Annotated in this window: 22 protein-coding genes; 11 read left to right on the top strand and 11 right to left on the bottom strand. The window is 65.5% G+C overall.

Annotation, left to right across the window (positions count from 1 at the left end; genetic code table 11):
• Window position 1 precedes the first annotated feature (1 nt).
• The 7 genes from flgK to K1Y73_RS06845 all read right to left on the bottom strand — a co-directional run bounded on the left by flgK (window position 2) and on the right by K1Y73_RS06845 (window position 6,519).
• Window positions 2–1,459 carry a flagellar hook-associated protein FlgK gene (gene flgK, locus K1Y73_RS06875; RefSeq protein WP_225027435.1) on the bottom strand — a complete coding sequence of 486 codons (1,458 nt, stop codon included), beginning with the start codon at window positions 1,457–1,459 and terminating at the stop codon, window positions 2–4.
• Between the two features lie 12 nt (window positions 1,460–1,471).
• Window positions 1,472–2,779 carry a flagellar hook protein FlgE gene (locus K1Y73_RS06870; protein WP_225027434.1) on the bottom strand — a complete coding sequence of 436 codons (1,308 nt, stop codon included), beginning with the start codon at window positions 2,777–2,779 and terminating at the stop codon, window positions 1,472–1,474.
• A gap of 89 nt (window positions 2,780–2,868) precedes the next feature.
• Window positions 2,869–3,696, bottom strand: a complete 828-nt coding sequence (locus K1Y73_RS06865) for an OmpA/MotB family protein (protein ID WP_225027432.1) — start codon at window positions 3,694–3,696, stop codon at window positions 2,869–2,871.
• Between the two features lie 115 nt (window positions 3,697–3,811).
• Window positions 3,812–4,513 (bottom strand): DNA polymerase III subunit epsilon, encoded by a 702-nt coding sequence (gene dnaQ, locus K1Y73_RS06860; RefSeq protein ID WP_225027431.1) that lies wholly within the window; start codon window positions 4,511–4,513, stop codon window positions 3,812–3,814.
• On the bottom strand, window positions 4,506–5,096 hold the full coding sequence (gene coaE, locus K1Y73_RS06855; protein ID WP_225027429.1) for a dephospho-CoA kinase: 591 nt from the start codon (window positions 5,094–5,096) through the stop codon (window positions 4,506–4,508). The genes dnaQ and coaE overlap by 8 nt, the downstream gene beginning before the upstream one ends.
• Window positions 5,093–5,932, bottom strand: a complete 840-nt coding sequence (locus K1Y73_RS06850; RefSeq protein WP_225027427.1) for a shikimate dehydrogenase — start codon at window positions 5,930–5,932, stop codon at window positions 5,093–5,095. Before K1Y73_RS06850 ends, coaE begins: the two co-directional genes overlap by 4 nt.
• Window positions 5,929–6,519, bottom strand: a complete 591-nt coding sequence (locus K1Y73_RS06845) for a Maf family protein (protein WP_225027425.1) — start codon at window positions 6,517–6,519, stop codon at window positions 5,929–5,931. The genes K1Y73_RS06850 and K1Y73_RS06845 overlap by 4 nt, the downstream gene beginning before the upstream one ends.
• A gap of 543 nt (window positions 6,520–7,062) precedes the next feature.
• On the opposite strand from K1Y73_RS06845, the gene rho reads away from it, so the two are divergent.
• From rho to K1Y73_RS06815, 6 genes are read left to right on the top strand one after another with little or no spacing between them, the layout of a single operon-like run.
• On the top strand, window positions 7,063–8,331 hold the full coding sequence (rho, locus tag K1Y73_RS06840) for a transcription termination factor Rho (RefSeq protein ID WP_225027424.1): 1,269 nt from the start codon (window positions 7,063–7,065) through the stop codon (window positions 8,329–8,331).
• Between the two features lie 16 nt (window positions 8,332–8,347).
• Window positions 8,348–9,625: a tRNA uridine-5-carboxymethylaminomethyl(34) synthesis GTPase MnmE gene (gene mnmE / locus K1Y73_RS06835; protein ID WP_225027422.1), complete on the top strand. Its 1,278-nt coding sequence runs from the start codon at window positions 8,348–8,350 to the stop codon at window positions 9,623–9,625.
• An 11-nt stretch (window positions 9,626–9,636) separates the two neighbouring features.
• A complete protein-coding gene (gene mnmG / locus K1Y73_RS06830) occupies window positions 9,637–11,499 on the top strand; it encodes a tRNA uridine-5-carboxymethylaminomethyl(34) synthesis enzyme MnmG (protein WP_225027421.1) in 1,863 nt (620 codons plus the stop codon).
• Entirely contained in the window at window positions 11,500–12,123 is a 624-nt protein-coding gene (locus tag K1Y73_RS06825) for a 16S rRNA (guanine(527)-N(7))-methyltransferase RsmG (RefSeq protein ID WP_225027419.1), read from the top strand.
• Complete coding sequence (locus K1Y73_RS06820; RefSeq protein ID WP_225027418.1) at window positions 12,110–12,925, top strand: ParA family protein; 816 nt, start codon at window positions 12,110–12,112, stop codon at window positions 12,923–12,925. The genes K1Y73_RS06825 and K1Y73_RS06820 overlap by 14 nt, the downstream gene beginning before the upstream one ends.
• A gap of 33 nt (window positions 12,926–12,958) precedes the next feature.
• Window positions 12,959–13,837: a ParB/RepB/Spo0J family partition protein gene (locus K1Y73_RS06815; protein ID WP_225027416.1), complete on the top strand. Its 879-nt coding sequence runs from the start codon at window positions 12,959–12,961 to the stop codon at window positions 13,835–13,837.
• Here the strand turns inward: K1Y73_RS06815 and hemW are convergent.
• The 3 genes from hemW to rph are packed head-to-tail and all read right to left on the bottom strand — an operon-like array spanning window position 13,834 to window position 16,318.
• Window positions 13,834–15,000 carry a radical SAM family heme chaperone HemW gene (gene hemW / locus K1Y73_RS06810; protein WP_225027414.1) on the bottom strand — a complete coding sequence of 389 codons (1,167 nt, stop codon included), beginning with the start codon at window positions 14,998–15,000 and terminating at the stop codon, window positions 13,834–13,836. The two genes, K1Y73_RS06815 and hemW, sit on opposite strands and share 4 nt — an antisense overlap.
• A complete protein-coding gene (locus K1Y73_RS06805; protein ID WP_225027412.1) occupies window positions 14,997–15,608 on the bottom strand; it encodes a non-canonical purine NTP pyrophosphatase in 612 nt (203 codons plus the stop codon). The genes hemW and K1Y73_RS06805 overlap by 4 nt, the downstream gene beginning before the upstream one ends.
• Window positions 15,605–16,318: a ribonuclease PH gene (gene rph / locus K1Y73_RS06800; RefSeq protein WP_225027411.1), complete on the bottom strand. Its 714-nt coding sequence runs from the start codon at window positions 16,316–16,318 to the stop codon at window positions 15,605–15,607. Before rph ends, K1Y73_RS06805 begins: the two co-directional genes overlap by 4 nt.
• Before the next feature lie 112 nt (window positions 16,319–16,430).
• Here rph and hrcA point away from each other — a divergent pair, with 112 nt between their 5' ends.
• Together hrcA and K1Y73_RS06790 are read left to right on the top strand one after the other, a co-directional pair.
• Window positions 16,431–17,501, top strand: a complete 1,071-nt coding sequence (hrcA, locus tag K1Y73_RS06795) for a heat-inducible transcriptional repressor HrcA (protein WP_225027409.1) — start codon at window positions 16,431–16,433, stop codon at window positions 17,499–17,501.
• 17 nt (window positions 17,502–17,518) lie between these two features.
• Complete coding sequence (locus K1Y73_RS06790) at window positions 17,519–18,052, top strand: nucleotide exchange factor GrpE (RefSeq protein WP_225027407.1); 534 nt, start codon at window positions 17,519–17,521, stop codon at window positions 18,050–18,052.
• A 37-nt stretch (window positions 18,053–18,089) separates the two neighbouring features.
• Here the strand turns inward: K1Y73_RS06790 and mutS are convergent, their stop codons facing one another.
• Window positions 18,090–20,714, bottom strand: coding sequence for a DNA mismatch repair protein MutS (mutS, locus tag K1Y73_RS06785; RefSeq protein WP_225027405.1), 2,625 nt, complete (start codon window positions 20,712–20,714; stop codon window positions 18,090–18,092).
• 118 nt (window positions 20,715–20,832) lie between these two features.
• On the opposite strand from mutS, the gene K1Y73_RS06780 reads away from it, so the two are divergent.
• The 3 genes from K1Y73_RS06780 to K1Y73_RS06770 all read left to right on the top strand — a co-directional run bounded on the left by K1Y73_RS06780 (window position 20,833) and on the right by K1Y73_RS06770 (window position 25,487).
• The gene (locus K1Y73_RS06780) at window positions 20,833–23,088 is read left to right on the top strand and encodes an NADP-dependent malic enzyme (protein WP_225027403.1); all 2,256 of its coding nucleotides are present in this window, start codon (window positions 20,833–20,835) and stop codon (window positions 23,086–23,088) included.
• A gap of 101 nt (window positions 23,089–23,189) precedes the next feature.
• A complete protein-coding gene (locus K1Y73_RS06775) occupies window positions 23,190–24,503 on the top strand; it encodes a cation:proton antiporter domain-containing protein (RefSeq protein WP_225027402.1) in 1,314 nt (437 codons plus the stop codon).
• 84 nt (window positions 24,504–24,587) lie between these two features.
• On the top strand, window positions 24,588–25,487 hold the full coding sequence (locus K1Y73_RS06770) for a D-amino acid aminotransferase (protein WP_225027400.1): 900 nt from the start codon (window positions 24,588–24,590) through the stop codon (window positions 25,485–25,487).
• Window positions 25,488–25,506: the final 19 nt, after the last annotated feature.

Below are 25,506 nucleotides of genomic sequence, written 5' to 3'. Positions count from 1 at the left end.
GTCACAACCCCAGGAGCGTCGAGATCATCTCGTCGACGGTCGCGATTACTTTGGCATTGGCGGCATAATTCTTCTCGATCACCAGAAGGTTCTGCATCTCGGCATCAAGATCGACGCCCTGCGCCGCCTCAAGATCGGTCAGCGCCAGATGCCGCGCCGTGGTGAAAGCGGTTTTCGATTCAGCGGCCAGCCGGTCGGTCGAGATCGCAGACAGGATGTCGGCCGCCAGGCCCGGCAAAGACCGCGCGGTGGCCGTGACGGCTGCCGAAGCGGGCAGGCGCGCGGTGTTCAGCGCGCCGGTCAAGGCCAGAAGAAGCGTGGCATCGCCGGTCGGGCCGGGCGCCGCGGCCTCCAGCCCGTCGCGCAGCCGCAGCGCCGAGCCGCCCTGTTGCGGATCGACCAGCGCATTCAGGCTGATGCGGGCCGAAAGCCCCACCTCATCCGGCGCAGTGAAAGCGGCGCCGCCATCGGTGAACAGGCCCGGATTTCCCGCGGTCAGTGTCGGATCGACGCCGCTGTCGGCGAAGCGCTGGTACAGATCCAGCGCCAGCGCGTCCAGCTTGGCCTGGGCCGTCACCGCCAGATCGTCGCGCAGCGCGAAAGACGCCGCCAGCGAACCGCCCTGGATCAGGCTGGCCGCGCCCGACGTGGCCATCGGCCGGCCATTCAGCGTCAGGCCCGACAGGGCGCCGCTGTCCAGCGTCATGTCCGGAACGATCGTGTTCACCGCCGTGAAGCCGAATTCCGATTCCATCCCGTCCAGCAGCATCGCGCCGCCGGTCGTCATCAGCGCGACCTGATCGAAATCGCGCGGCACTTCGCGGATCGGCACGATATCGGCGATCCGGTCGACGATCTGCTGACGCTGGTCAAGAAGCGACGCGACATCGCGGCCCGAGCCGCTGAACGAGCGGATCTGGCTGTTCAGATCGCGCACCTGCCGCAGCGAGACATTCAGCTGATCGACCTGGGTTGCAATGGCGCGATCCGCCCGCTGGCGTTCCAGCTGCACTGCATCGCTCGCCTCGTTCAGGCCGTGGGCCAGGGACCGCGCGGCATTGACCGCCGCGGCCAGGCGCGCTTCGGATTCGGGGTGGCTGGCCGCTTCGATCAGGCGCTGATCCAGCAGGCTGATCCGCGACGACAGCGACCCGTCATCTTCGGGATCGCCGACGATCTTTTCCAGCCGCGCCAGGAAGGCCGAGCGGGTCGAGGTGTCCGAGGCGCCGGCCTGGGCAGAGCGGCGGTCGTTCAGCAGGAACAGATCGACATCGCGCCGGACGCCGTTCACCATGACACCCTGGCCGGTGCCGCCCAGCACCGCGGCCGACAGCGAAACCTCGCGCCGCGCATAGCCCGGGGTGGTGGCATTGGCGACATTCGACGACAGGACCTGCGCCTGCCGAGCATTGGCACCAAGGCCGGACAGGGCGCTGTTCAGGGCGGAGGTCACGCTCATCGGCGTTTATCCCTAGCGTTTGATATTGGTGGTTTCCTGCAGCATTTCGTCGACGGTCTGGATCACCTTGGCATTCGAGGAATAGGCGCGCTGGGTCTGGATCAGCGAGGTAAGCTCGGCCGCCACATCGGTGGTCGATCCTTCGCGCGCATAGCCTTCGATCGCGCCGGTCGGGCCGGTGCCGGCATCCCACAGGAAGAACGAACCGGACTGGGGCGAGACCTGATAGGTCTGGTCGGACAGCGACAGAAGCCCGTTGGGATTGGGCACGTCGACCAGCGGGATCTGATACAGCACACGGGTAAAGCCGGTGTCATAGGTGGCATGGATCAGACCGTTTTCATCGACTTCCACCGTGGTCAGATTACCAACCGGCGAGCCGTTCTTCACGATCGAGACCGGGGCGAAACTGTCGGACAGCTGGGTCAACCCGTTCGGATCGCCCAGTTTGCCGATGCTGACATCCAGCGGGCCGCCAAAGACCGTCAGCGCAAGGCTGCCGGTGGCGGCGTCATAGGCGCCGCCCGACACTTCGGTAACCGAGGCAAGCGTGCCGCCGGCGGTGCGGCTGTCATCAAACGTCAGGACATATTCGCCGATCTGCACTCCGCCGCTGGCGGAATCGAAGATCTTCATCGTCCATTCATTCGATGACCCGGCGCCCGGAACCGTGGGGGTGAAGGTGAAATCCAGCGATTCCGATGTGCCGAGATTGCCGAAATATTCGACCGACAGCGGCAGGTCGTCGCCGCTGGCGCCCACTTCGGTTTCGGTCGCGGGAAGGTTGACGCCCAGCGTGATCGTGGTCGTGGGATCGCCCGCGGTCTGGTTGGTGTTGATGACGACAGGTTGCAGCCCGGTCATCGTATCACGCGGGAAGGTGGGGATCACCCCATCCGAGGTTGCGGGCCAGCCCAGCAGCACCAGCCCGGTATCGGTTTTCAGCACCCCGTTGGAATCGGTGCGGAAAGACCCCGTCGTCGTCATCCGCAGCGGCATGTCGGACACGGAATTGCCCAGCGCAACTTCGGGAAGCACCGGCAGCATGCCGCGGCCCGAGACCGCCAGATCCAGCGCATTGGCGGTGCCGACCAGCCCGCCGCGTTCTTCGATCAGCCGGCCGGCCTGGGCACGGACGCCGCCGGCGGAATAGACCCCGGCGCCGCGTGTGGTGGTGATGACCATCGACGAGAAATCCGCCGTGGCCCGCTTGTAGCCATAGGTTCCCGAATTGGCGATATTGTCCGAGATCGTGGCGAGGCGGGTTGCATTCGCGTTCAACCCGGCAACACCGGCGCTGAGCGCCGAGGAAATCGACATCGTTTGCACCCTTCTGCTGCATCGACATTTGCAACCAGACTGGCGCCCAAAGGTCTAACAACCCCCTAACGTCTTCGATTTTTCCGACTTTACCTGTCGTCGCGCAGCAGGATGATCTCGATCCGATTGTTGCGGATCGCGGCCGGATCGGCCACGGCGGGCTGACGATCGGCAAAGCCGCCGATGCGCTGCACCCGCGCCGTGGGCAGACCCTGGGCCTGCAGCAGAAGCCGCATGTTCTGCGCCCGCGCCGTCGACAGGTCCCAGACCGGGTTCTGCGCCAGCGTCACCGGATAGGTGCGCACATGGCCGTTCACCGCGACTTCATTGGTGGTCAGGTTCATCACCTCGGTCAGCAGGGCCGCCAGCGCCACGGTGATGGGCTGAGGCGTCGCGGTATCGGCATCGAACAGCGGCGCGTCGGGCAGATCGAAGATCTCGATCACCAGGCCTTCATCGGTGATCCGCGTCACCACATGGCGCAGCATCTGCTCCATCGTGCGGCTTTCGCCGCCGCGGTCGAACAGCGCCTTTTCCACCGCCTGCAGCTTTTCCGAGGCCCCGTCATCGGCCAGCGTATCCGATGCCTCGCCCGAGGAACTGCCCTTGTCATTGGCGGTGCCGCCCTTGCCGTTATGCACCTTGGTGTCTTCGGTAAACAGCGTCTCGCCGCCCAGCGCGCCATCGCCCCCGCCCGAGACCCGGTTCACCGGGATCGAGGGGTTGAAGTAATCCGACAGCCCCTTGCGCTGTTTTTCCGTCGTCGCGTTCAGCAGCCACATCAACAGGAAGAAGGCCATCATCGCCGTCACGAAATCGGCATAGGCCACTTTCCACGCCCCCCCGTGGTGACCGCCGCCCGCGACAACCTTCTTCCGTTTGATGATGACTGGCGCGGCATTCGTCTGCCCTGCCATCCCGTCACCCATCGTCACACCCAGGCCAAAGCTAGCGCGCCGCGGGTGAAGATCGGCTTAACCTTCAGGGTTTTAGGCGAGTTTCACGATCCTGCCGCAATCCGGCGGGGGCAGATCACACCCGTTTGCGCCACAGCGCCGCCTCGCCCAGACCGGCGACAAAGGCCTCATGCGCGGCGGCTTCTTCGGCGCTCAGCCGCGGGGCCAGCGGCACGGGCCGCGGCCGCGGGCGCCAGGCCTCCTGCTGCTGAACGGTTTCGCGCGACGCGCGGGCACCGCCCGCGGGGGCCAGAACCAGATCGGGCTGCCGGCCGCCGATCAGTTCCAGATAGACCTCGGCCAGGATCTCGCTGTCGAGAAGAGCGCCGTGCTTTTCCCGCCGCGAATTGTCGACGCCGAACCGCCGACACAGCGCGTCCAGCGATGCGGGCGAGCCGGGAAACCGCTGCCGGGCGATCATCAGCGTGTCGATGGCGCGATCGTTCGGCAGGGCCGGAAGACCGATGCGCTTCAGCTCGAAATTCAGGAATTTCATGTCGAAGCTGGCATTGTGGATCACCAGCTTCGCCTCGCCCACGAAATCCAGGAAAGCCTGGCCAACCGCGGCAAAGACCGGCTTGTCGCTAAGGAATTCCGCGCTCAGCCCATGCACTTCAAAGGCCGATTGCGGCATGTCGCGTTCGGGGTTGATGTATTGGTGATAGGTGCGGCCGGTCGGCAGGTGGTTGAACAGCTCGACCCCGCCGATTTCCACGATCCGGTCGCCCTCGGCCGGGTCGAAGCCGGTGGTTTCGGTATCCAGAACGATCTCACGCATGGGCAGACCTCAGATGGGCGATCAGGGCCTGAACATAGGCCTGCGTGCTGTCCAGCGACAGGGTTTCCACCACATGAGTTGCACGAAAACGCTTTTCAGCGTCGGGCATCTGCCGCGACAGGATCAGGCGGAACTGGTCTTCGGTCATGCCGGGCCGCGCCAGAACACGGTCGCGCTGCACGGCGGGCGGGGCGGTCACCAGCAGCGTGGCATCGCATTCGGCCTCGGTGCCCTTTTCGAACAAGAGCGGAATATCCAGCACCACGATGTCGCTGGTGGCGGTGGCAAGGAACGCCGCGCGGTCTTTGGCCACAAGCGGATGCACAAGCGCCTCAAGCACTTTCAGCGCGGCCGGATCGGCCGCCAGCGCCGCCTTCAGCGCGCCGCGGTCCACCGCGCCATCCCGCACGGAAGCGGGAAAATGCGGCTCTAACACCGCCGCCGCGGCCCCGCCGGGCGCATATAGCCGATGCACCGCCGCATCGGCATCCCAGACCGCAATCCCGGCCTTGGCAAAGAAGCCAGCGGTGGTGGATTTGCCCATGCCGATGCTGCCGGTCAGGCCAAGGCGAAAGGCGCTCATGCCGACAGCACGGCCTGACGGGTGGCCTCGTCGACTTCGGGGCGCTGGCCGAACCAGCGTTCAAACCCCGGCGCAGCCTGATGCAGCAACATGCCCAGACCATCGACCGTGGTGCAGCCGCGGGCCGCCGCCTCGATCAGGAACTGGGTCTGCAAAGGCGTATAGACGATGTCGGTCACCAGGGCCTGCGGCGACAGCGCGTCATAGGACAGATGCAGGTCCGACTTGCCGGTCATGCCCAGCGAGGTGGTGTTCACCACCGTCGCGCAATCTTCCATCATCGCGCCGGCCTGCGACCAGTCCTGCACCACCACCTTCGCGCCGAAATCCGACCGCAGTGCATCGGCACGCGGCCTTGTGCGGTTCGCGATGCGAATTTCCGGCACCCCCACCTCGATCAGCGCCGCCACCACGGCCCGCGCCGCGCCACCCGCGCCCAGCACCGCCGCCGGCCCGGCCGAGGGCTGCCAATGCGGCGCGTTCTGGCGCAGGTTGGCGACAAAGCCCATCCCGTCGGTATTGTCGGCATGGATCTTGCCATCCTTGCGGAAGATCAGCGTATTCGCGGCCCCGATCAGCGCCGCCCGATCGGTGATGATATCGGCGATCTGCAGCATCGCCTCTTTATGCGGGATCGTCACATTGACGCCCACAAAGCCCAGCTTCGGCAGCATCCGCACCGCCTCGGCCAGATCCAGGGGCGCGATGTCCATGGGAATGTAGAACCCCTTCAGCCCATAGCGCCGCAGCCAATAGCCGTGCAGCGCCGGGCTGCGGCTATGGGCGACAGGATGGCCAAGGACGCCAGCAAGCGGAATACGTGGATGGTCGGTCATGCCGGGATGATCCCTCGCTCGGACAGATTGGACAAGAGCGGCAGAAGCGGCAGGCCCAGTATGGTAAAGTGGTCGCCGGAAATCGCGCTGAACAGCCGCACGCCTTCCTCTTCCAGCCGATATCCGCCGACGCTGTGGCGGATGGTTTCCCAGTTCCGCGCCAGATAATCGTCAAGATAGCTGTCCGAGACGTCGCGCATCGTCAGCCGCGCCACGCCGACATGGCGCCATTGCGGCTGCCCGCCCTGATACAGCACCGCCGCCGACAGAAGCATATGGGTGCGGCCGCGCAGCTCCTGCAGCTGCTGGCGCGCCTGTTCCGGGCTTTCGGGCTTGGCATAGATCTTGCCGCCCAGATCCAGCACTTGATCGGCGCCCAGAACCAGCGCCTCGGGCCGGCGGGCCGAGATCTTGGCCGCCTTCAGCTCGGCCAGCGCATCGGCCACGTCGCGGGACGAGGCGCCCTCGGCCTCAAGCCCGCGGCGCACCTCGTCTTCATCGACCCGCGCGGGCAGGGCATCGACGGTCAGACCGGCGGCGCGCAGCATGGCGAGCCGCGTCTCAGAGGCGGAGGCGAGAAGAAGCATGGGGGGAATCTGTGGAAAATCCGGTTTCGTTCCTGCGAAGTCGGCAAGGGTAAACCCGGCCTCGGCTGCCAGAAAGCGGTGCGAGGGCCGGTTCTGTCAAGCCCCGCGCGGGTTATCCGCAAGGGGATGGGGCTGTCCCAAGCCTGTGGGAAAGCCTGCCATCGGGGGTTTTCCGCCCCTGCGCCGCAGATCTTTTCCACCGGCGCGGATCAGCACAAGCCTCTGACAGAAAATGATTATTTTCGATGAATTCCAGGTTCTGCAGTTTTATCCCCGGCTTATCCACGGGCGGCTGGTCTGGGGGAAAGTCCGGGGGCTTTGGCGACAATCCTGTTATCCACCGCCCCTACATCATCATCCTTTCAAGATTCTTTTCTTATTAAGAAGAAGAGGACGGTGGCCCATCCGCCCCCCGACCCAGACCGCAGTTGACTTTATCTGCCCGGCCGACTATCTGCGCGATCAGCAGGGCCGTCCGGCCCAGGCACTTCCCCTTTCCTCGCTTCTGTCCTGGTCTGTTGCGACCGGGCCCCGGGATCTTCCATGACCGAACGTTTGAACCTCGCCGACCTCAAGGCAAAGACGCCTGCCGATCTCCTCGCCATGGCCGAGGAGTGGGAAATCGAGAACGCCCCTTCGATGCGCAAGGGCGAGATGATGTTCTCGATCCTGAAAGAGCATGCCGAAGAAGGCTATGAAATCGGCGGCGACGGGGTTCTGGAAGTGCTGCAAGACGGCTTCGGCTTCCTGCGCAGCCCCTCGGCCAACTATCTGCCCGGCCCGGATGACATCTATGTCTCGCCCGACATCCTGCGCCAGTACAGCCTGCGCACCGGCGACACGATCGAAGGTGTGATCGCCGCGCCCAAGGAAAACGAGAAATACTTCAGCCTGACCCAGGTCACGAAGATCAACTTCGACGACCCGGAAAAGGCCAAGCACAAGGTCCATTTCGACAACCTGACGCCCTTGTACCCGGACGAGCGGCTGAAGATGGAAATCGACGATCCCACGATCAAGGACCGTTCGGCCCGGATCATCGACCTGGTGGCGCCGATCGGCAAAGGCCAGCGGGCGCTGATCGTGGCGCCGCCGCGCACGGGTAAAACCGTTCTGCTGCAGAACATTGCCCATTCCATCGCGACCAATCACCCGGAATGCTACCTGATCGTCCTTCTTATCGACGAGCGGCCCGAGGAAGTCACCGACATGCAGCGGTCCGTGAAGGGCGAGGTCGTGTCCTCGACCTTCGACGAACCGGCGACGCGGCACGTCGCGGTGGCGGAAATGGTGATCGAAAAGGCCAAGCGGCTGGTCGAACACAAGCGCGATGTGGTGATCCTGCTGGATTCGATCACCCGTCTGGGCCGCGCCTTCAACACCGTCGTGCCGTCCTCGGGCAAGGTGTTGACCGGCGGTGTCGACGCCAACGCCCTGCAGCGCCCCAAGCGCTTCTTCGGGGCGGCGCGGAACATCGAAGAGGGCGGGTCGCTGACCATCATCGCGACCGCCCTGATCGACACCGGATCGCGCATGGATGAAGTGATCTTCGAAGAATTCAAGGGCACCGGGAACAGCGAAATCGTGCTGGACCGCAAGGTTGCCGACAAGCGCACCTTCCCGGCCATGGATATCCTGAAATCCGGCACCCGGAAGGAAGACCTGCTGGTCGACAAGAACGATCTGCAGAAGATGTATGTGCTGCGGCGCATCCTGAACCCGATGGGCACCACCGATGCGATCGAGTTCCTGATTTCCAAGCTGAAACAGACCAAGTCGAACAGCGATTTCTTCGACTCGATGAACACGTAAGGCCGGGATCCTTGCCATGGCTGACACGATCCATGCGCTTGCCACGGCGCGGGGCCGCGCCGGCCTTGGCGTCGTAAGGGTCTCGGGGCCGGCTGCGGCGGCGGTCTGTCAGGCCTTGGCCGGGGTTCTGCCGCCCGCGCGCCGCGCGGTATTGCGCAACATATCGTGGATGGGCGAGGTTCTGGATCAAGCCCTTGTGGTTTTCTTTGAACAAGGCGCCAGTTTTACCGGTGAGCCGGTGGTGGAATTCCACATCCATGGCAGCCCGGCCGTGGCGTCCGCCCTGCTGCGGGTTCTGGGCGAAACCGGCCTGTCGCGGCCGGCGGAGGCCGGCGAATTCACCCGCCGCGCGCTGGACAATGGCGTGCTGGACCTGGCGCAGGTCGAAGGTCTGGCCGATCTGATCGACGCCGAAACCGAAGCGCAGCGGCGTCAGGCGCTTCGGGTTCTGTCGGGCCAGATCGGGGCCCGCGTGGCCGATTGGCGCGCGCGGCTGATCCGGGCGGCGGCCCTGATCGAAGCGACGATCGATTTTGCAGATGAAGACGTTCCAGTCGATGTGACACCGGAAGTGCGCGGGTTGCTGCAAGGTCTTCTCGATGAGCTGACTGCGGAATCGAAAGCTGTCGAAAAGGCTGAACGCATCCGCGACGGTTTTGAAGTGGCGATCATCGGCGCGCCGAATGCCGGAAAATCTACGCTTTTGAACCGCTTGGCGGGCCGCGAAGCCGCGATCACTTCGGAATTCGCGGGCACGACGCGAGACGTGATCGAAGTGCGGATGGATCTGGACGGGCTGGCCGTCACGCTGCTGGATACGGCGGGCCTGCGCGACAGTGCCGATCCGCTGGAACGCGAAGGCATCCGCCGCGCGGTCGACCGTGCCGAAGCGGCGGATCTGCGGCTGTTTCTTGGCCCGGTGACTGGCCAAGTTGCGCCGCGCGCGGGGGACTTGCTGGTCGGCGCGAAGGCCGATCTGGGCAGTGCGGGCGGGCTTTCCGTCTCGGGCAAGACCGGGGCAGGGATCGACGCGCTTCTGGCCGAACTGTCGCTTCGCCTCTCGGAAAAAGTGGCGGGGGCTGGTATTATGATCCGCGACCGCCACCGCCTGGCGCTGGACCAGGGCGCTCAAGCGATTCGCGCTGTGCTTGTCGGCCTGGATTCCGGCTTGTTGCCGGAACTGGCGGCCGAAGACTTGCGGCGGGCGATCCGCGCGCTGGATGCGCTTGTCGGACGTGTGGATGTGGAAGATTTGCTGGGCGAGATCTTCGCCAGTTTCTGTATCGGGAAGTGAGGGTGTTTCACGTGAAACATTTTGACGTCATCGTCGTGGGCGGCGGTCATGCCGGCGCGGACGCTGCATCTGCGGCGGCACGCATGGGCGCTGCGACTGCGCTTGTCACGATGCGGGCCGATACGATCGGCGTCATGTCCTGCAATCCGGCGATTGGCGGGCTGGGGAAGGGCCATCTCGTGCGCGAAATCGACGCGCTGGATGGGATCATGGGCCTCGCGGGCGACATGGCAGGCATTCAGTACCGGCTTTTGAACCGGCGCAAAGGCCCGGCCGTTCAGGGGCCGCGCACTCAGGCCGACCGGAAGCTCTATCGTGCCGCCGTACAGGCGCTGCTGTCAGCCCAGCCCGGGCTGGACATCGTCGAAGGCGAAGCGGCCGAACTCATTCTGTCGGGCACAGCCGTCGAAGGCCTGCGCCTGGCCGATGGGTCCGAGCTGTTCGCGCGCGCCGTGGTGCTGACGACGGGCACTTTCCTGAATGGAATCATCCATGTCGGCGATCAGAAGCGCGCGGGGGGCCGGGTCGGCGACCGGCCGTCAGTCGCTTTGGCCGACCAGATTCGCGGCTTGGGCCTGACGACGGGCCGGCTGAAAACCGGCACGCCGCCGCGGCTTGACGGGCGCACGATCGACTGGGCGCAGCTGGAGATGCAGCCCGCCGATGACGATCCGGTGATGCTGTCCTTCCTGAACCGCGCGCCGATCGCCCGGCAGATTTCCTGCGGCATCACCCATACATCCGACGCCACGCATCAGATCATCCGCGACAATCTCGGCCGCTCGGCGATGTATGGCGGCCATATCGAAGGCGTGGGGCCGCGCTATTGCCCGTCGATCGAAGACAAGGTCGTGCGCTTTGCCGACAAGGACAGCCATCAGGTTTTTCTGGAACCAGAAGGGCTTGACGATCCCACGGTCTACCCGAACGGCATTTCCACCTCGCTGCCGGCCGAGGTGCAGGAAGCCTATGTCCGCACGATTCGCGGGCTGGAACGGGCGGTCATCACCCAGCCGGGCTATGCGATCGAATATGACTATCTCGATCCGCGCGGGCTGAAGATTACCTTGGAATCCAAGGCTTTGGTAGGGCTTTTCCTGGCCGGCCAGATCAATGGCACCACCGGATACGAAGAGGCCGCGGCGCAGGGCCTGGTTGCGGGTCTGAACGCCGCGCTGCTGGCGAAAGGGCGCGACGGCCAGGCGTTTTCGCGCAGCGACAGCTATCTTGGCGTTATGATCGACGATCTGACCACGCGCGGCGTGACTGAGCCCTATCGCATGTTCACCTCGCGCGCCGAATATCGCCTCAGCTTGCGGGCCGACAATGCCGATCAGCGCCTGACGCCGCTGGGCCTGGCCCTTGGCCTGGTGAAGGAACCGCGCGGGCGGGCCTTCAGCGAGAAGCTGGAAGCGCTCGATCAAGCGATCAACCTGTTGAAATCGCGCAGCTTTACTCCGAAAGAACTGGCAGCGGGCGGCATCCTGGTCAGCCAGGATGGGCTGCGCCGGCCGATCTTCGATTTGATGGCCATGCCCGATTACGACGCCGCAAGGCTCGATGCACTGGCGCCGGAACTGGTTGAATTGGCCCCGGAAACCCGCAAACAGGCTGAAATCGAGGCGCTTTATGCCCAATATGCGCGCCGCCAGGCCGAAGATGCCGAAGATCTGCGCCGGCACGAGGCCCTGGGGATCCCGCAGGGCTTCGATTATCGCGCATTGTCGGGTCTTTCGGCCGAGTTGACGCTGAAACTGGAACGGCTGCGGCCCGAAAACCTGCACCAGGCCCGCCAGATCGAGGGGATGACCCCGGCCGCGATCCTGCTGCTGATCGCCGCGCTGAAACGCCAGCCGCTGCCGCGGGCGGTCTAGATGGATCAACAGCTTTGGCAGGCCCTAGGCACCTCGGCCGGGGGAATCGCGCAGCTTCAGGCCTTTGCTGCGCTGGTCGAGAAATGGACCCAGCGAATCAATCTGATCGCCAAGTCCACGCTGCCCGATCTTTGGGCACGACATATCGAAGATTCAGCGCGGCTGGCGCTTCTGGTGCCCGATGCCCCGGCGATCTGGGCGGATTTCGGGGCAGGGGGCGGCTTTCCGGGCATCGTGGTTGCGGCAATTCTGGCCGACCGTGGCGCAGAAACCCGGATGATTCTGGTCGAATCCGATCAACGCAAGGCAACATTCCTGCGTGAAGCCGGGCGTCAGCTGGGCTTGCGGCTGGATGTCCGGGCGGAACGGGCTGAATCCCTGGCGCCGCTTGGGGCCGGAATCGTCTCTGCGCGGGCCCTGGCGCCCCTGGATCAGCTGTGTGCCCTGGCCCATCGCCATCTGGCGCCGGCCGGCCGGGCGCTGTTTCCCAAGGGTGAATCCCATGCGGCAGAATGCAGCGCGGCCGCGAAAATCTGGCGCTTCGATCTGGAGACGCACGACGATCCGGGGCATAAAGGCGCAGCCATCCTGGAATTGAGGAATTTGACCCGTGCCGGCGACTGAGCCCCTGTCCCTTCCCGATCCTCAACCCGCACATGTCATCGCCATCGCCAATCAGAAGGGCGGGGTCGGCAAGACCACGACGGCGATCAATCTGGCGGCAGCCCTGGCCGAGATCGGCTTTCGCGTGCTGCTGGTGGATCTTGATCCGCAGGGCAATGCCTCGACCGGGCTTGGGGTGACGCCGGCTGAACGGCAGATGACCACCTATGATCTGCTGCTTGCCGATGGGCAGCCGGATTTGATCATCCGCGAAACCGCCGTGCCTAACCTGTGGATTTGTCCGGCAAATTCCGATCTTGCCTCGGCCGACATCGACCTTGTGGCCAATGAAAAGCGCAGCTTCCTGCTGCATGACGCTCTGCGTCATCCCGATATCGAACAGCGCGGCTTCGATGTCGTGCTGATCGATTGCCCGCCCTCGCTCAGCCTGCTGACGGTGAATGCGCTGGTCGCCTCGCATGCCGTATTGGTGCCGCTTCAGGCCGAGTTTTTCGCGCTGGAAGGCCTGTCGCAGCTGTTGTTGACGGTGCGCGATGTGCGCCGCAGCGCCAATCCCGATCTGCGGATCGAAGGCGTGGTGCTGACGATGTACGACCGGCGCAACAATCTGGCCCAGCAGGTCGAGGCCGATGCGCGCGAAAACCTGGGCGATATGGTGTTTCAGACCATCATTCCGCGCAATGTGCGGCTGTCGGAAGCGCCCTCGCATGCTTTGCCGGTGCTGCAATATGACACGGCGTCGCGCGGGGCCGTCGCCTATCGGGCGCTGGCGGAAGAGATTGCAGGGCGTCTGCGGCGCTGATTCCGCAGCAATAGAGACTTGAAAGGGCAGGACATGGAACGCAAGGGCTTGGGCCGCGGGCTTTCGGCATTGATGTCGGATGTGAATCTTCGGCCGGAAAGCGAAGGGCCGCGTCGGGCCGATACGCGCCTGCCGGTGGAAAAGCTGCGGCCGAACCCGCATCAGCCGCGCAAGGATTTTGATTCCGATGCGCTGCAATCGCTGGCGGAATCGCTGCGCCAGAAGGGGGTGATCCAGCCTCTGGTCGTGCGGCCCCTGGGCAACGAATATGAAATCGTGGCCGGCGAACGGCGCTGGCGGGCGGCGCAACTGGCCCAGCTGCATGATGTGCCGGTGGTGATCCGCGATCTTGACGATACGGAAGTGCTGGAAGTTGCGATCATCGAGAATATCCAGCGCGAGGATCTGAACGCGATCGAAGAGGCGCTGGGTCTGAAGGCGCTGATCGACCGCTTCGGCCACACGCAGGAAAAGGTTGCCGAAGCCCTGTCGAAAAGCCGCAGCCATGTGGCCAATCTGCTGCGGCTGCTGGCCTTGCCGGACGAAGTTCAGTCGATGGTCCGCGATGGGCTGTTGTCGGCCGGCCATGCCCGCACGCTGATCGGCGCCCCGGATGCCGTATCGCTGGCGCGGCATGTCGCGACCAAGGGCCTTTCGGTGCGCGAAACCGAAAAGCTGATGCGTGACAGCGGCGCGTCGCGCAGCAAGGCGCGCGATGGTCAGCGCGGCGGCCAGAAAGATGCCGATACAAGGGCTTTGGAAGGCGATCTTTCGGCGCAACTGGGCATGGCAGTGACGATCGAAGACCGCGGCGGCAGCGGCACGCTGGCCATTCGCTATGGATCCTTCGAGGATCTTGACCGGCTGTGTGCGCTGCTGTCTTCGGGCGCATCCCCCCTGGCCGAGGGTTAATCGGGCAGAAGTTCCAGCACCAGCCGGTTCAGCAGCAACCGGCCGGTGTCGGTGGCGGCGATCCGGTCCCCGTCGCGGGTCAGAAACCCGTCATCCTGCAGCTGCTGCAGCCGATTTTCCGCGATTTTGCGGCCCGCAAGCCCAGCATATCGCGCCAGCGAGGCGCCTTCCGACAGGCGCAGCGCCATCAGCAGATACTCGGTTCCCTGCGCATCGCGGGAAATCACTTCACGCGGCAACTCGCCCGAGCCGGTCTGGTCGACCGCTTTCAGCCAGGCTTCCGGTGATTTCGGCGTGTCGGTCGCATAGCGCAAGCCGTCCAGCGTCAGCCGTCCATGCGCGCCGGGGCCGATGCCGATGTAATCGCCCATCCGCCAATAGACCAGATTGTGCCGCGATTCCGCGCCCGAAGCGGCATAGTTCGACACTTCATAGGCCTGCAAGCCCGCTTCGGTGCAGATGCTTTCGGTGGCCAGATACATTTCCGCCGCCAGATCCTCATCCGGCAGGCCTTTCAGCTTGCCGGCGCGGGCCAGGGCGCCAAAGGCCGTGCCGTCTTCGACCGTCAACTGGTACAGCGACAGGTGGTCGGGGCCAAGCGCCGTCAACTGCCGCAATTCCTGCCGCCAGGCCGGCAAAGTCTGGTCCTGCCGGGCATAGATCAGGTCGCCGGACACCCGGGGAAAGGTCTCGCGCGCCAATGCGAAGGCGGCAAGGGCCTCGGCGGCCGAATGTTGGCGGCCAAGGCGGCGCAGATCGGCATCGTTCAGGGCCTGCAGACCCAGCGACACCCGGTTGACCCCGGCCGCGCGATAGGCGTGAAAACGCGCGGCTTCAACCGAAGTCGGATTGGCTTCCAGCGTGATCTCGACATCATTGGTCAAGCGCCAGTTCCGCGCCACGCGGTCCAGAATTGCCGCGACCAGCGGGCCCTCCATCAGCGAGGGCGTCCCGCCACCGAAGAACACCGATCTCAGAATGCGGCCAGGCGTTTCCGCCGCGACGCGGTCCAGTTCGGCCAGATAGGCTTTTTGCCAGTCGCTTTGGTCAATCGCCGTCCGCACATGCGAGTTGAAATCGCAATAGGGGCATTTCGCCTTGCAGAACGGCCAGTGCAAGTACAGCGCAAAGCCGCCCTCTTGCCAGTTCTCCGGCCGTTTCACGTGAAACACTTCGCCAGCAATGCAGTCACGGCTTTGCCGCGATGGCTGATTGCGTTCTTTTCCGCCGAGGTCAGTTCGGCGAATGTGCGATCAAAGCCGTCGGGCTGGAACATCGGGTCATAGCCATGGCCGTCCGCGCCACGGCGGGGCCAGACCAGCTGGCCTTCGGCGACGCCTTCGACCCATTCATCATGGCCGTCGGGCCAAGCCAGGACCAGAGTGGCACGGAATTGGGCGCGGCGGGGGAGGGGGGCTTTCAGCCATTCCAGATGCGCCCAGGTCTTTTCCATCGCCATGATGAAGTCGCGGCCCTGGCCCGTTTCGGCCCAATCCGCCGTGAACACCCCGGGCGAGCCATCCAGCGCGTCGACTGTCAGGCCGGAATCGTCCGACAGGGCGGGCAGGCCCGAGGCTTTCGCCGCGGCATGGGCCTTGATCCGCGCATTGCCCAGGAACGTGTCTTCGGTTTCGGCGGGTTCGGGCAAGCCCAGATCCGCCGCCGAAACGCATGTGATGCCCAGGGGCGCCAGAAGGTCCGAGAATTCGGCCAGTTTGCCGCGGTTGTGGCTGGCGATCACCAGCCTGTCGCCGGTGAACGCCCGGGTCATTTCAGCGCGGCTTTCTGGGCTTCGACAAGCCCGGCAACGCCCTTTTGCGCCAGGGCCAGCAGCACCGACAGATCTTCGGCCGCAAATGGCGCACCTTCGGCCGAGGCCTGGACCTCAACCATCTTGCCCTTGCCCGTCAGCACGAAATTGCCATCGGTCCCCGCAACGGAATCTTCATCATAATCCAGATCCAGCACCGGCTGGCTGGCATAGATCCCGCAAGACACCGCGGCGACGTGATCCAGGATCGGGTCGCTGGTGACCACGCCCTTTTCCATCAGCTTGTTCACCGCCAGGCGCAGCGCGACCCAACCCCCGGTGATTGAGGCGCAGCGCGTGCCGCCATCGGCCTGGATCACATCGCAATCCACCACGATCTGCCGTTCGCCCAGGGCCTGCCGATCCACAATGGCGCGCAGCGAGCGGCCGATAAGGCGTTGAATTTCCTGCGTTCTTCCCGATTGCTTGCCCGAAGCAGCCTCGCGCTTCGACCGTGTGTGGGTGGCGCGGGGCAGCATGCCATATTCGGCGGTGACCCAGCCCATGCCGGTGTTGCGCAGGAAGGGCGGCGGCTTGTCTTCCACCGACGCTGTGCATAGCACATGGGTGCCGCCAACCCTGATCAGGCAGGACCCTTCGGCATGCCGGGTCACCCCCGTCTCGATGCTGACAAGGCGCGATTCATCCAGGGCACGACCCGAGGGACGCATGGCTTTTCCTTTCGGTTTTGACGGGCCGGGGGATACCCCTGCGGGGCCCTGTGACGCAACCCCGATTGACGCCGGGCGCCGGGGCGCCTTTATTCAGACAAGGCAGGGCAGAATGTCGAATGGATCTTCACTTCTCACCGAAATGACCGACCGTTCCCGCGAGGTGTTCCGGCGGGTGGTGGAAAGCTATCTGGCGACCGGCGAACCCGTCGGCTCTCGCACGCTGACGCGCGGCTTCCCCGAACAGGTTTCGGCCGCGACGATCCGCAACGTCATGCAGGACCTGGAATATCTGGGGCTTCTGGACAGCCCGCATGTCTCGGCGGGGCGGGTGCCGACCCAGCAAGGCCTGCGGCTGTTCGTCGATGGCTTTCTGGAAATGGGCCATGTCGATGCCTCCGACCGGCAGAAGATCGACGCCACCTTGCAGACGAACGAGCCGGGGGTCGGCGGGCTTTTGGATGAAATCGGTGCGGCGCTGTCGGCGGTGACGCATGGCGCCTCGATCGTTCTGGCGCCGAAGCACGAATCAGCGCCGATCCGCCATATCGAATTTGTCAGCCTTGGCCCCGACCGGGCGCTGGTCGTGCTGGTCTTTGCCGATGGTCAGGTGGAAAACCGGCTGTTCCGCCCGCCGCCGGGCCAGACGCCCAGTTCGATGCGCGAGGCCGCGAATTTCCTGAACGCCATGGCCGAGGGCCGCAGCCTGCCCGATCTGCTGCGCCGCATCCGCGCCGAGATCACCGCGCGCCGGCAGGAAATCGACCAGCTGGCCCGCGATCTGGTGGAAAGCGGGCTGGCGGTCTGGGAAAACGCCGGGCAATCCTCGGAACGGCTGATCGTGCGCGGGCGGGCGAACCTGCTGGCCAGCGAAACCGAAGGCGATGTCGACCGGATCCGCAGCCTGTTCGACGATCTGGAACGCAAGCGCGACATCGCCGAATTCCTGGAACTGGCCGATGAGGGCGAGGGGGTGCGGATCTTCATCGGTTCGGAAAACAAGCTTTTTTCACTTTCGGGTTCCAGTCTCGTGGTTTCTCCCTATATGAACGCCGAGCGAAAGATCATCGGTGCGGTCGGCGTGATCGGTCCTACGCGGCTGAATTACGGGCGGGTCGTTCCGATCGTGGATTATACTGCGCAGCTCGTGGGCCGGCTTGTTTCGGATCGCGGGCGCGGCTGAGACTGGAGTGGAAGAAGATGGTGCAGGAAAACCCGGCGGACCGGATCGAAGGCGATCTGCCCGAGCTGGAAGAATTTCTGGACAATGGCGAACTGGAAACGCTGCGGGCCGAGCGTGACGAGTTCCGCGACAAATTCATGCGCGCGCTGGCCGATGCCGAGAATTCGCGCAAGCGGGCCGATCGCGACCGGCGCGAGGCGGAACAATATGGCAGCACGCGGCTGGCCCGCGATCTGCTGCCGGTCTATGACAATCTGCAGCGCGCCTTGCAGGCGATCCCGGATGAAAACCGCACCACGGCGGCGGGGCTGATCGAGGGGGTCGAGCTGACGCTGCGCGAGCTGACCAATGTCATGACCAAGCATGGCGTGACGCCGATTTCGCCGGCGGTGGGCGATCTGTTCGATCCGCAGCAGCATCAGGCCATGTTCGAGGCGCCGCTGCCGGGCACCAAGGCCGGGCAGATCATCCAGGTGATGACCGAAGGCTTCATGCTGTACGACCGGCTGCTGCGCCCCGCGCAGGTGGGCGTGTCGTCGAACCCGGGCTAAGCCCGCGCGAACCCGGGGGCGGCGCCCCCGGACCGGCTCAGGCCAGCGATTTTAGCTCGTAAAGCAGCGTCAGCGCCTCGATCGGCGTCAGCTCGTCGGGGCGGATGTCCTTCAGCCGGTCCTCGACCGCCGAAGCCTTCTGCGGCGCGGGCTTCGGCGCCGGGGCAGGGGCGGCGCGGAACAGCGGCAGGTCGTCGATCAGCGTCATCTGCTTGCCGCCTTCGCGGTCGCCCTGTTCCAGCTTTTCCAGCACGGTCTTGGCCCGCTCGATCACCGCCGGCGGCAGGCCAGCCAGCCGCGCGACCTGCACGCCATAGCTGCGATCGGCGGCACCCTTGCGCACCTCGTGCAGGAAGATCACCTCGCCTTCCCATTCCTTGACGCTGACGGTGGCGTTTTCCACCCCCGGCAGCTTGCCGGCCAGCACCGTCATCTCGTGGTAATGGGTGGCAAACAGCGCGCGGCAGCGGTTGACGCCATGCAGCTGCTCCAGCACCGCCCAGGCGATGGACAGCCCGTCATAAGTCGCGGTGCCGCGGCCGATTTCGTCCAGGATCACCAGGGCGCGGTCGTCGGCCTGGTTCAGGATCGCCGCGGTTTCCACCATTTCCACCATGAAGGTCGACCGGCCGCGGGCCAGATCGTCGCTGGCGCCGACCCGGCTGAACAGCTGGCTCACCAGCCCGATATGGGCAGCGGCGGCGGGCACATAGCTGCCGGCCTGGGCCAGCAGGGCGATCAGCGCATTCTGGCGCAGGAAGGTGGATTTGCCGGCCATGTTCGGCCCGGTCAGCAGCCAGATCGCTGGCGTCTCGGCCGGGGTCAGCGCACAGTCATTGGCCACGAAGGGCTCGCCCGCGCGCTTCAGCGCGCGCTCCACCACCGGGTGGCGGCCGGCGGTGATCTGGAAGGCGCGGGTCTCGTCAACCTGGGGCGCCGCCCAGTCTTCCGAGGCGGCCAGATCGGCAAAGCCCGCGGCAAGGTCGATCTCGGCCAGGCCCCGCGCGGCAGTGCCAATGGCGGCCGCCTGGGCCAGGATCTGGCCCTTCAGCGCGTCGTAATGCCGCCGCTCCATCTCCAGCGCGTGATTGGCGGCGTTCAGGATCCGGGTTTCCAGTTCCGACAGCGCCAGCGTGGTAAAGCGCACCTGACCGGCCGTGGTCTGGCGGTGGATGAACAGGTCCGGCATCGACCGCAGCCGTTCCTCATGCGTGGGGGTGACCTCGATGAAATAGCCCAGCACGTTGTTGTGCTTGATCTTCAGCCCCTGCACCCCGGTGCGTTCGACGTAATCGGCCTGCATCCGCGCGATCACGCCGCGGCCTTCGTCGCGCAGCTGGCGGGTGTCGTCCAGTTCCGGGTCGTAGCCCGGCGCGATGAAACCGCCATCGCGCGCCAGAAGCGGCGGCTCGGCCACCAGGGCGCGGTCCAGCAGCGCGATCAGCGCCTCATGCCCGGTCAGCGCCCGCGCCGCCTCGGCCAGCAGCGGCGGCGCGTCTGACAGCGCGGGCGCGATGGCCGCGGCCTGGCTCAGCCCGGCGCGGATCGCCGCCAGATCGCGCGGCCCCGCCCGGTCCAGCGCCAGCCGCGACAGGGCGCGGTCCATGTCGGGCACCCGGCGCAGCGCCTCGCGCAGATCGTGGCGCAGCGCGCTTTGCTCCAGCAGATGGGCCAGTGCGGCATGGCGGGCGCGGATCACCCCCAGATCGCGTGAGGGCGCCGACAGCCGCCGCTCCAGCAGCCGGGCGCCGGCCGCGGTTGCGGTGCGGTCGACCGCCGCCAGAAGCGAGCCGTCGCGGCCGCCGCCCAAAGCCGCGGTGATTTCCAGATTGCGCCGCGTCGCCGCGTCGATCTGCATCGCGCCGCCGGCCAGTTCCTTGACCGGGGGCCGCAGCAGGGGCAGGCGGCCGCGCTGCGTCAGGTCAAGGTAATCGACCAAGGCGCCCATGGCCGACAGTTCGGCGCGGTCAAACGTGCCGAAGCCTTCCAGCGACCCCACCTGGAACAGCGCGCAAAGCCGCTTCTCCGCCCCGGCGGAATCGAAGCTGGCACGGGCCAGCGGCGTGACGGCGGCGGCCATTTCGCTGACGATCGCCGTCAGCTCGCGGTCGCGCGCTTCGGAAATCAGCACTTCGCGCGGGGCCAGTCGCGCCAGTTCGGGCGCCAGCCGCGGCAGCGGGCAGGGCATGACGCGGAATTCGCCGGTCGAGATATCGGCCCAGGCCAGCGCCGCCTCGTCGCGCACCTCGGCGTAAGCTGCCAGGAAATTGTGCCGCCGCGCTTCCAGAAGCGAATCCTCGGTCAGCGTGCCCGGCGTCACCAGCCGCACCACATCGCGCTTGACCACCGATTTCGACCCGCGCTTCTTCGCCTCGGCCGGGTCTTCCATCTGCTCGGCAATCGCCACGCGAAACCCCTTGCGGATCAGCGTCAGCAGATAGCCCTCGGCGGCATGCACCGGCACGCCGCACATCGGGATCGGCTGGCCCAGATGGAAGCCGCGTTTCGTCAGCGCGATGTCCAGCGCTTCGGCCGCCGCCACAGCGTCGTCGAAGAACATCTCGTAGAAATCGCCCATCCGGTAGAACAGCAGCGCCCCTTCGTTGCGGCCCTTGATCTCCAGATACTGCGCCATCATCGGCGTCACGGCGTCGTCAGTCATGCGTCCCCCTTTGGCCCGCCGACCCTAACCGCCCCGTCGGACGGCGAAAAGGCCGCGAATCGTGCTTTGCAGGTCGCGTATGAGCGGATATGACCCAAGCCCCGGAGGAGGAGACAGCATGTCCCGCGCGAAGATCACGCCCGAAGAGGCGCTTGCCTATCACCTGGAACCCTATCCTGGCAAATTCGACGTGGTGGCCTCGGTGCCGATGGCCACGCAGCGCGATCTGTCGCTGGCCTATTCGCCGGGCGTGGCCGTGCCGGTGCAGGCCATCGCCGAGCGGCCCGAGACCGCCTATGACTATACCGTCAAGGGCAATATGGTTGCGGTGATCTCGAACGGCACCGCCATTCTGGGCCTGGGCAATCTGGGCGCGCTGGCAAGCAAGCCGGTGATGGAAGGCAAGGCGGTGCTGTTCAAGCGCTTTGCCGATGTGAATGCGATCGACATCGAGCTGGACACCGAAGACGCGGATGAGATCATCAAGGCGGTCAGCCTGATGGGCCCGACCTTCGGCGGCATCAACCTTGAAGACATCAAGGCGCCGGAATGTTTCATCATCGAACAGCGCCTGAAAGAGATCATGGACATTCCGGTGTTCCATGACGACCAGCATGGCACTGCGGTGATCTGTGCCGCGGGGCTGATCAACGCGCTGGAGCTGTCGGGCAAGAAGATCGAGGATGTGAAGATCGTCCTGAACGGGGCGGGGGCGGCGGGGATCGCCTGTCTGGAACTGTTGAAGACCATGGGCGCGCGGCATGAGAATTGCATCATGTGCGACACCAAGGGCGTCATCTACCAGGGCCGGACCGAGGGGATGAACCAGTGGAAATCCGCCCATGCGGTGAAGACAGATCTGCGCAGCCTGGAAGAGGCGATGGTGGGCGCCGATGTGTTCCTGGGCGTGTCGGCCAAGGGGGCGGTGACGCCCGAAATGGTCTCGACCATGGCGGAAAACCCGGTGATCTTCGCCATGGCGAACCCCGATCCCGAGATCACGCCGGAAGAGGCGCATGCCGTGCGCCCCGATGCGATCGTGGCCACAGGCCGGTCGGATTACCCCAACCAGGTCAACAACGTTCTGGGCTTTCCCTATCTGTTCCGCGGGGCGCTGGACATTCACGCCCGCGCCATCAATGACGAGATGAAGCTGGCCTGTGCCCGCGCCCTTGCGGCGCTTGCGCGCGAGGATGTGCCGGATGAAGTGGCGATGGCCTATGGCCGCAAGCTGTCTTTCGGGCGCGATTACATCATCCCCACGCCCTTCGACCCCCGGCTGATCCATGTGATCCCGCCGGCTGTTGCCAAGGCGGGCATGGATACCGGCGTCGCGCGGCGGCCGATCATCGACATGAAGGCCTATGAATCCAGCCTGCGCTCGCGCATGGATCCCACGGCGTCGATCCTGCAGGGCGTGCATGCCCGCGCCCGCCAGGCCCAGGCCCGGATGATCTTTGCCGAAGGCGACGAGCCGCGGGTGCTGCGCGCGGCCGTGGCCTATCAGCGCGGCGGCTATGGCAAGGCGCTGGTCGTCGGGCGCGAGGCCGATGTGCGCGAAAAGCTGGAAGCCGCCGGTCTGGCCGATGCGGTGCGCGAGCTGGAAATTGTCAATGCCGCGAACACGCGCCATCTCGATGCCTACAAGGATTTCCTGTACCAGCGCCTGCAGCGCCAGGGCCATGACCGGCAGGACATCCACCGCCTGGCCGCCCGCGACCGCCATGTCTTCGCCGCGCTGATGCTGGCGCATGGCCATGGCGACGGGCTGGTCACCGGGGCCACCCGGAAATCGGCGCATGTGCTGAACCTGATGAACACGGTGTTCGACGCCTCGGCCGCCGATGGTGCGGTGGGGGTGACGGCGCTTCTGGTCAAGGGGCGCATCGTCCTGATCACCGACACGCTGGTGCATGAATGGCCCGAAGAGCAGGATCTGGCCAATATCGCCGTCCGCGCCGCGGGCGTCGCGCGCAATCTGGGGCTGGAGCCGCGGGTGGCCTTCGTGTCCTTCTCGACCTTCGGCTATCCGGTGTCCGAGCGCGCCACCAAGATGCACCGCGCCCCGGCGGTGCTGGACCGGATGCAGGTCGATTTCGAATATGAAGGCGAAATGACCGTCGATGTGGCGCTGAACATGGATCAGATGCGGCATTACCCGTTCTGCCGGCTGACCGGGCCCGCGAATATCCTGGTGGTGCCGGCCCGGCATTCGGCCTCGATCTCGGTCAAGCTGATGCAGGAACTGGCGGGGGCCACGGTGATCGGCCCGATCCTGACCGGGGTGAAGAAGCCGATCCAGATCTGTTCGACCTCGGCCACCGCCAATGACATCCTGAACATGGCGGCGCTGGCGGCCTGCCGGATCGGCTAGGCCCGACGCGCGGTTCCTTGAACCGGGGGAAGCGGTATATATCTGGGGCAGGGGCGCCGGCGCGGCGCTCCTGATCCTTGCCCCCTTTCGCGAAACCGCCGATGCCGCATGATCTTCCGCTGATCACCACGATCTCTGTCGGCCTTGGCCTGGCCTGCCTTCTGGGTCTGCTGGCGCATCGGCTGCGCCTGCCGCTGATCGCGGGCTATCTGGCGGCCGGCGTGCTGATCGGGCCCTTCACCCCGGGCTATGTCGCCAATCAGGACATCGCCACCGAACTGGCCGAGATGGGGGTGATCCTGCTGATGTTCGGCGTCGGCATGCATTTTTCCCTGCGCGAGCTGATGGCGGTGCGCGGCATCGCCATTCCCGGCGCGCTGGCGCAGATCGCCGTCGCCACCGCCATGGGCACGGCGCTGGGGCTGGTTCTGGGCTGGGGCTGGGGCGGCGGGGTGATCTTCGGCCTGGCGCTGTCCGTCGCCTCGACCGTCGTTCTGCTGCGCGCGCTGCAGGATCGGGGGCTGGATCACAGCCCGCAGGGCCATATCGCCGTGGGCTGGCTGATCGTCGAGGATCTGGCCATGGTGGTGGCGCTGGTGATCATTCCGGCGCTGTCGGGCCTGTTGGGCGGCGATGCCCAGCCGATCGAACCCGAAACCGCCGAAATCGCCCAGCTGGGCGTCGGCACGATCGGCGCGGTGCTGCTGATCACGCTGGCCAAGGTGGCGGCCTTCGTCGCGGTGATGCTGATCGTCGGGCGCAGGGTCATTCCGGTCGCGCTTGAAATGGTCTCGCGCACCGGCCAGCGCGAGCTGTTCCGGCTTTCGGTCCTGGCCATTGCGCTGGGCGTGGCCTTCGTCGCGGCCTCGATCTTCGGTGTCTCCTTCGCGCTGGGCGCGTTTTTCGCCGGAATGGTGATGGCCGGGTCAACCCTGTCGGCCCAGGCCACCAAGGATGTGCTGCCCTTCCGCGATGCCTTTGCCGTTCTGTTCTTCGTCTCGGTCGGCATGCTGTTCGACCCCGATATCCTGATCCAGCAGCCCTTCTCGGTCATGGTGACGATCCTGATCATCATGGGGGTGAAATCCGCCGCGGCCTATTGGATCGTCCGCGCCTTCGGGCGCGACCGGGTGACGGCGCTGACCATTGCCGCCGCCCTGGCCCAGATCGGCGAGTTTTCCTTCATCCTGATCGTGATGGGGGTGAAACTGTCGATCGTCCCGCCCGAGGCGCGCGATCTGGTCGTGGCCGGGGCGCTGGTCTCGATCGTGCTGAACCCGGCCGTGTTCCGGATTCTGGACCGGCTGCTGCCCGGCCCCCCGGCCGAGGCGGCGCCCGACCCGGCCGAGGCCGCGCCCCTGTCGGCAGAGCCTGCCGAAAATCCCGGCGATCAGCAAAAGCCCAGCGCCGCCTGAGCGCGCCTGTCGGGCAGGCCCTTCCCCTTCGCGCGGCCGCATCCTAGCGTGGCGCCAGTCCAGCGACGCTGAAGGGGGCAGGGGATGACCGAACATGTGTCCACGCATCAGGCCGAAGAAGACAGCCGCAACGCGCAGATCCTGATCTGGGTGAATGGTGCGCTGAAGCCCCGGGCCGAGGCGGTGGTTTCGGTCTATGATTCCGGCTTCATGCTGGGCGATGGGGTCTGGGAAGGCATCCGACTGTACAACGGCCGCTGGACCTTTCTGGACGAGCATATGGACCGGCTGTTCGAGGCCGCGAAAGCCATTGATCTGGACATCGGGCTGACCCGCGATCAGGTGATTTCCGCCGTGTTCGAGACGCAGAAGGCCAATGCGATGGTCACCGACGCCCATGCGCGGCTGATGGTGACGCGGGGGGTGAAGACGCGGCCCTTCCAGCATCCGGCCCTGTCGCAGCAGGGGCCGACCATGGTGATCATCATGGAACATTCCCGGCCCAAGATCCCGCGGCCGATCACGCTTGCCACCGTTCCGCATCTGCGCGGCCTGCCGATGACGCAGGACCCCAAGCTGAACTCGCATTCCAAGCTGAACTGCATCCTGGCCTGTATCGCGGCGCAAAAGGCCGGCGCGGACGAGGCGCTGATGCTGGATGTGCATGGTTTCGTGAACACGACGAATGCCTGCAACTTCTTCATCGTGCGCAAGGGCCAGGTTTGGACCTCGACCGGCGACTATTGCATGAACGGGATCACGCGGCAGAAGGTGATCGACCTGTGCCGCGCGAACGGCATTCCCGTGTTCGAGCGCAATTTCAGCCTGGTCGATACCTATGGCGCCGACGAGGCCTTTCTGACCGGCACATTCGGCGCGCAGACCCCGGTGGGCGTGATCGACGGGCGGGTAATCGGCAGCGGGCAGATGGGGCCGGTCACCGAACGGCTGCGCGGGCTGTACAAGGCGCTGGTCGGCGGCTGAGCCGGCGGTTCGGTAGAGA

This window comes from Xinfangfangia pollutisoli (genome assembly GCF_020179405.1).
GTDB classification, from domain to species: Bacteria; Pseudomonadota; Alphaproteobacteria; order Rhodobacterales; family Rhodobacteraceae; genus Pseudogemmobacter; species Pseudogemmobacter pollutisoli.
The sequence above is the reverse complement of the archived record's forward strand: the minus strand, read 5'-3'. Positions and strand labels throughout refer to the sequence as shown.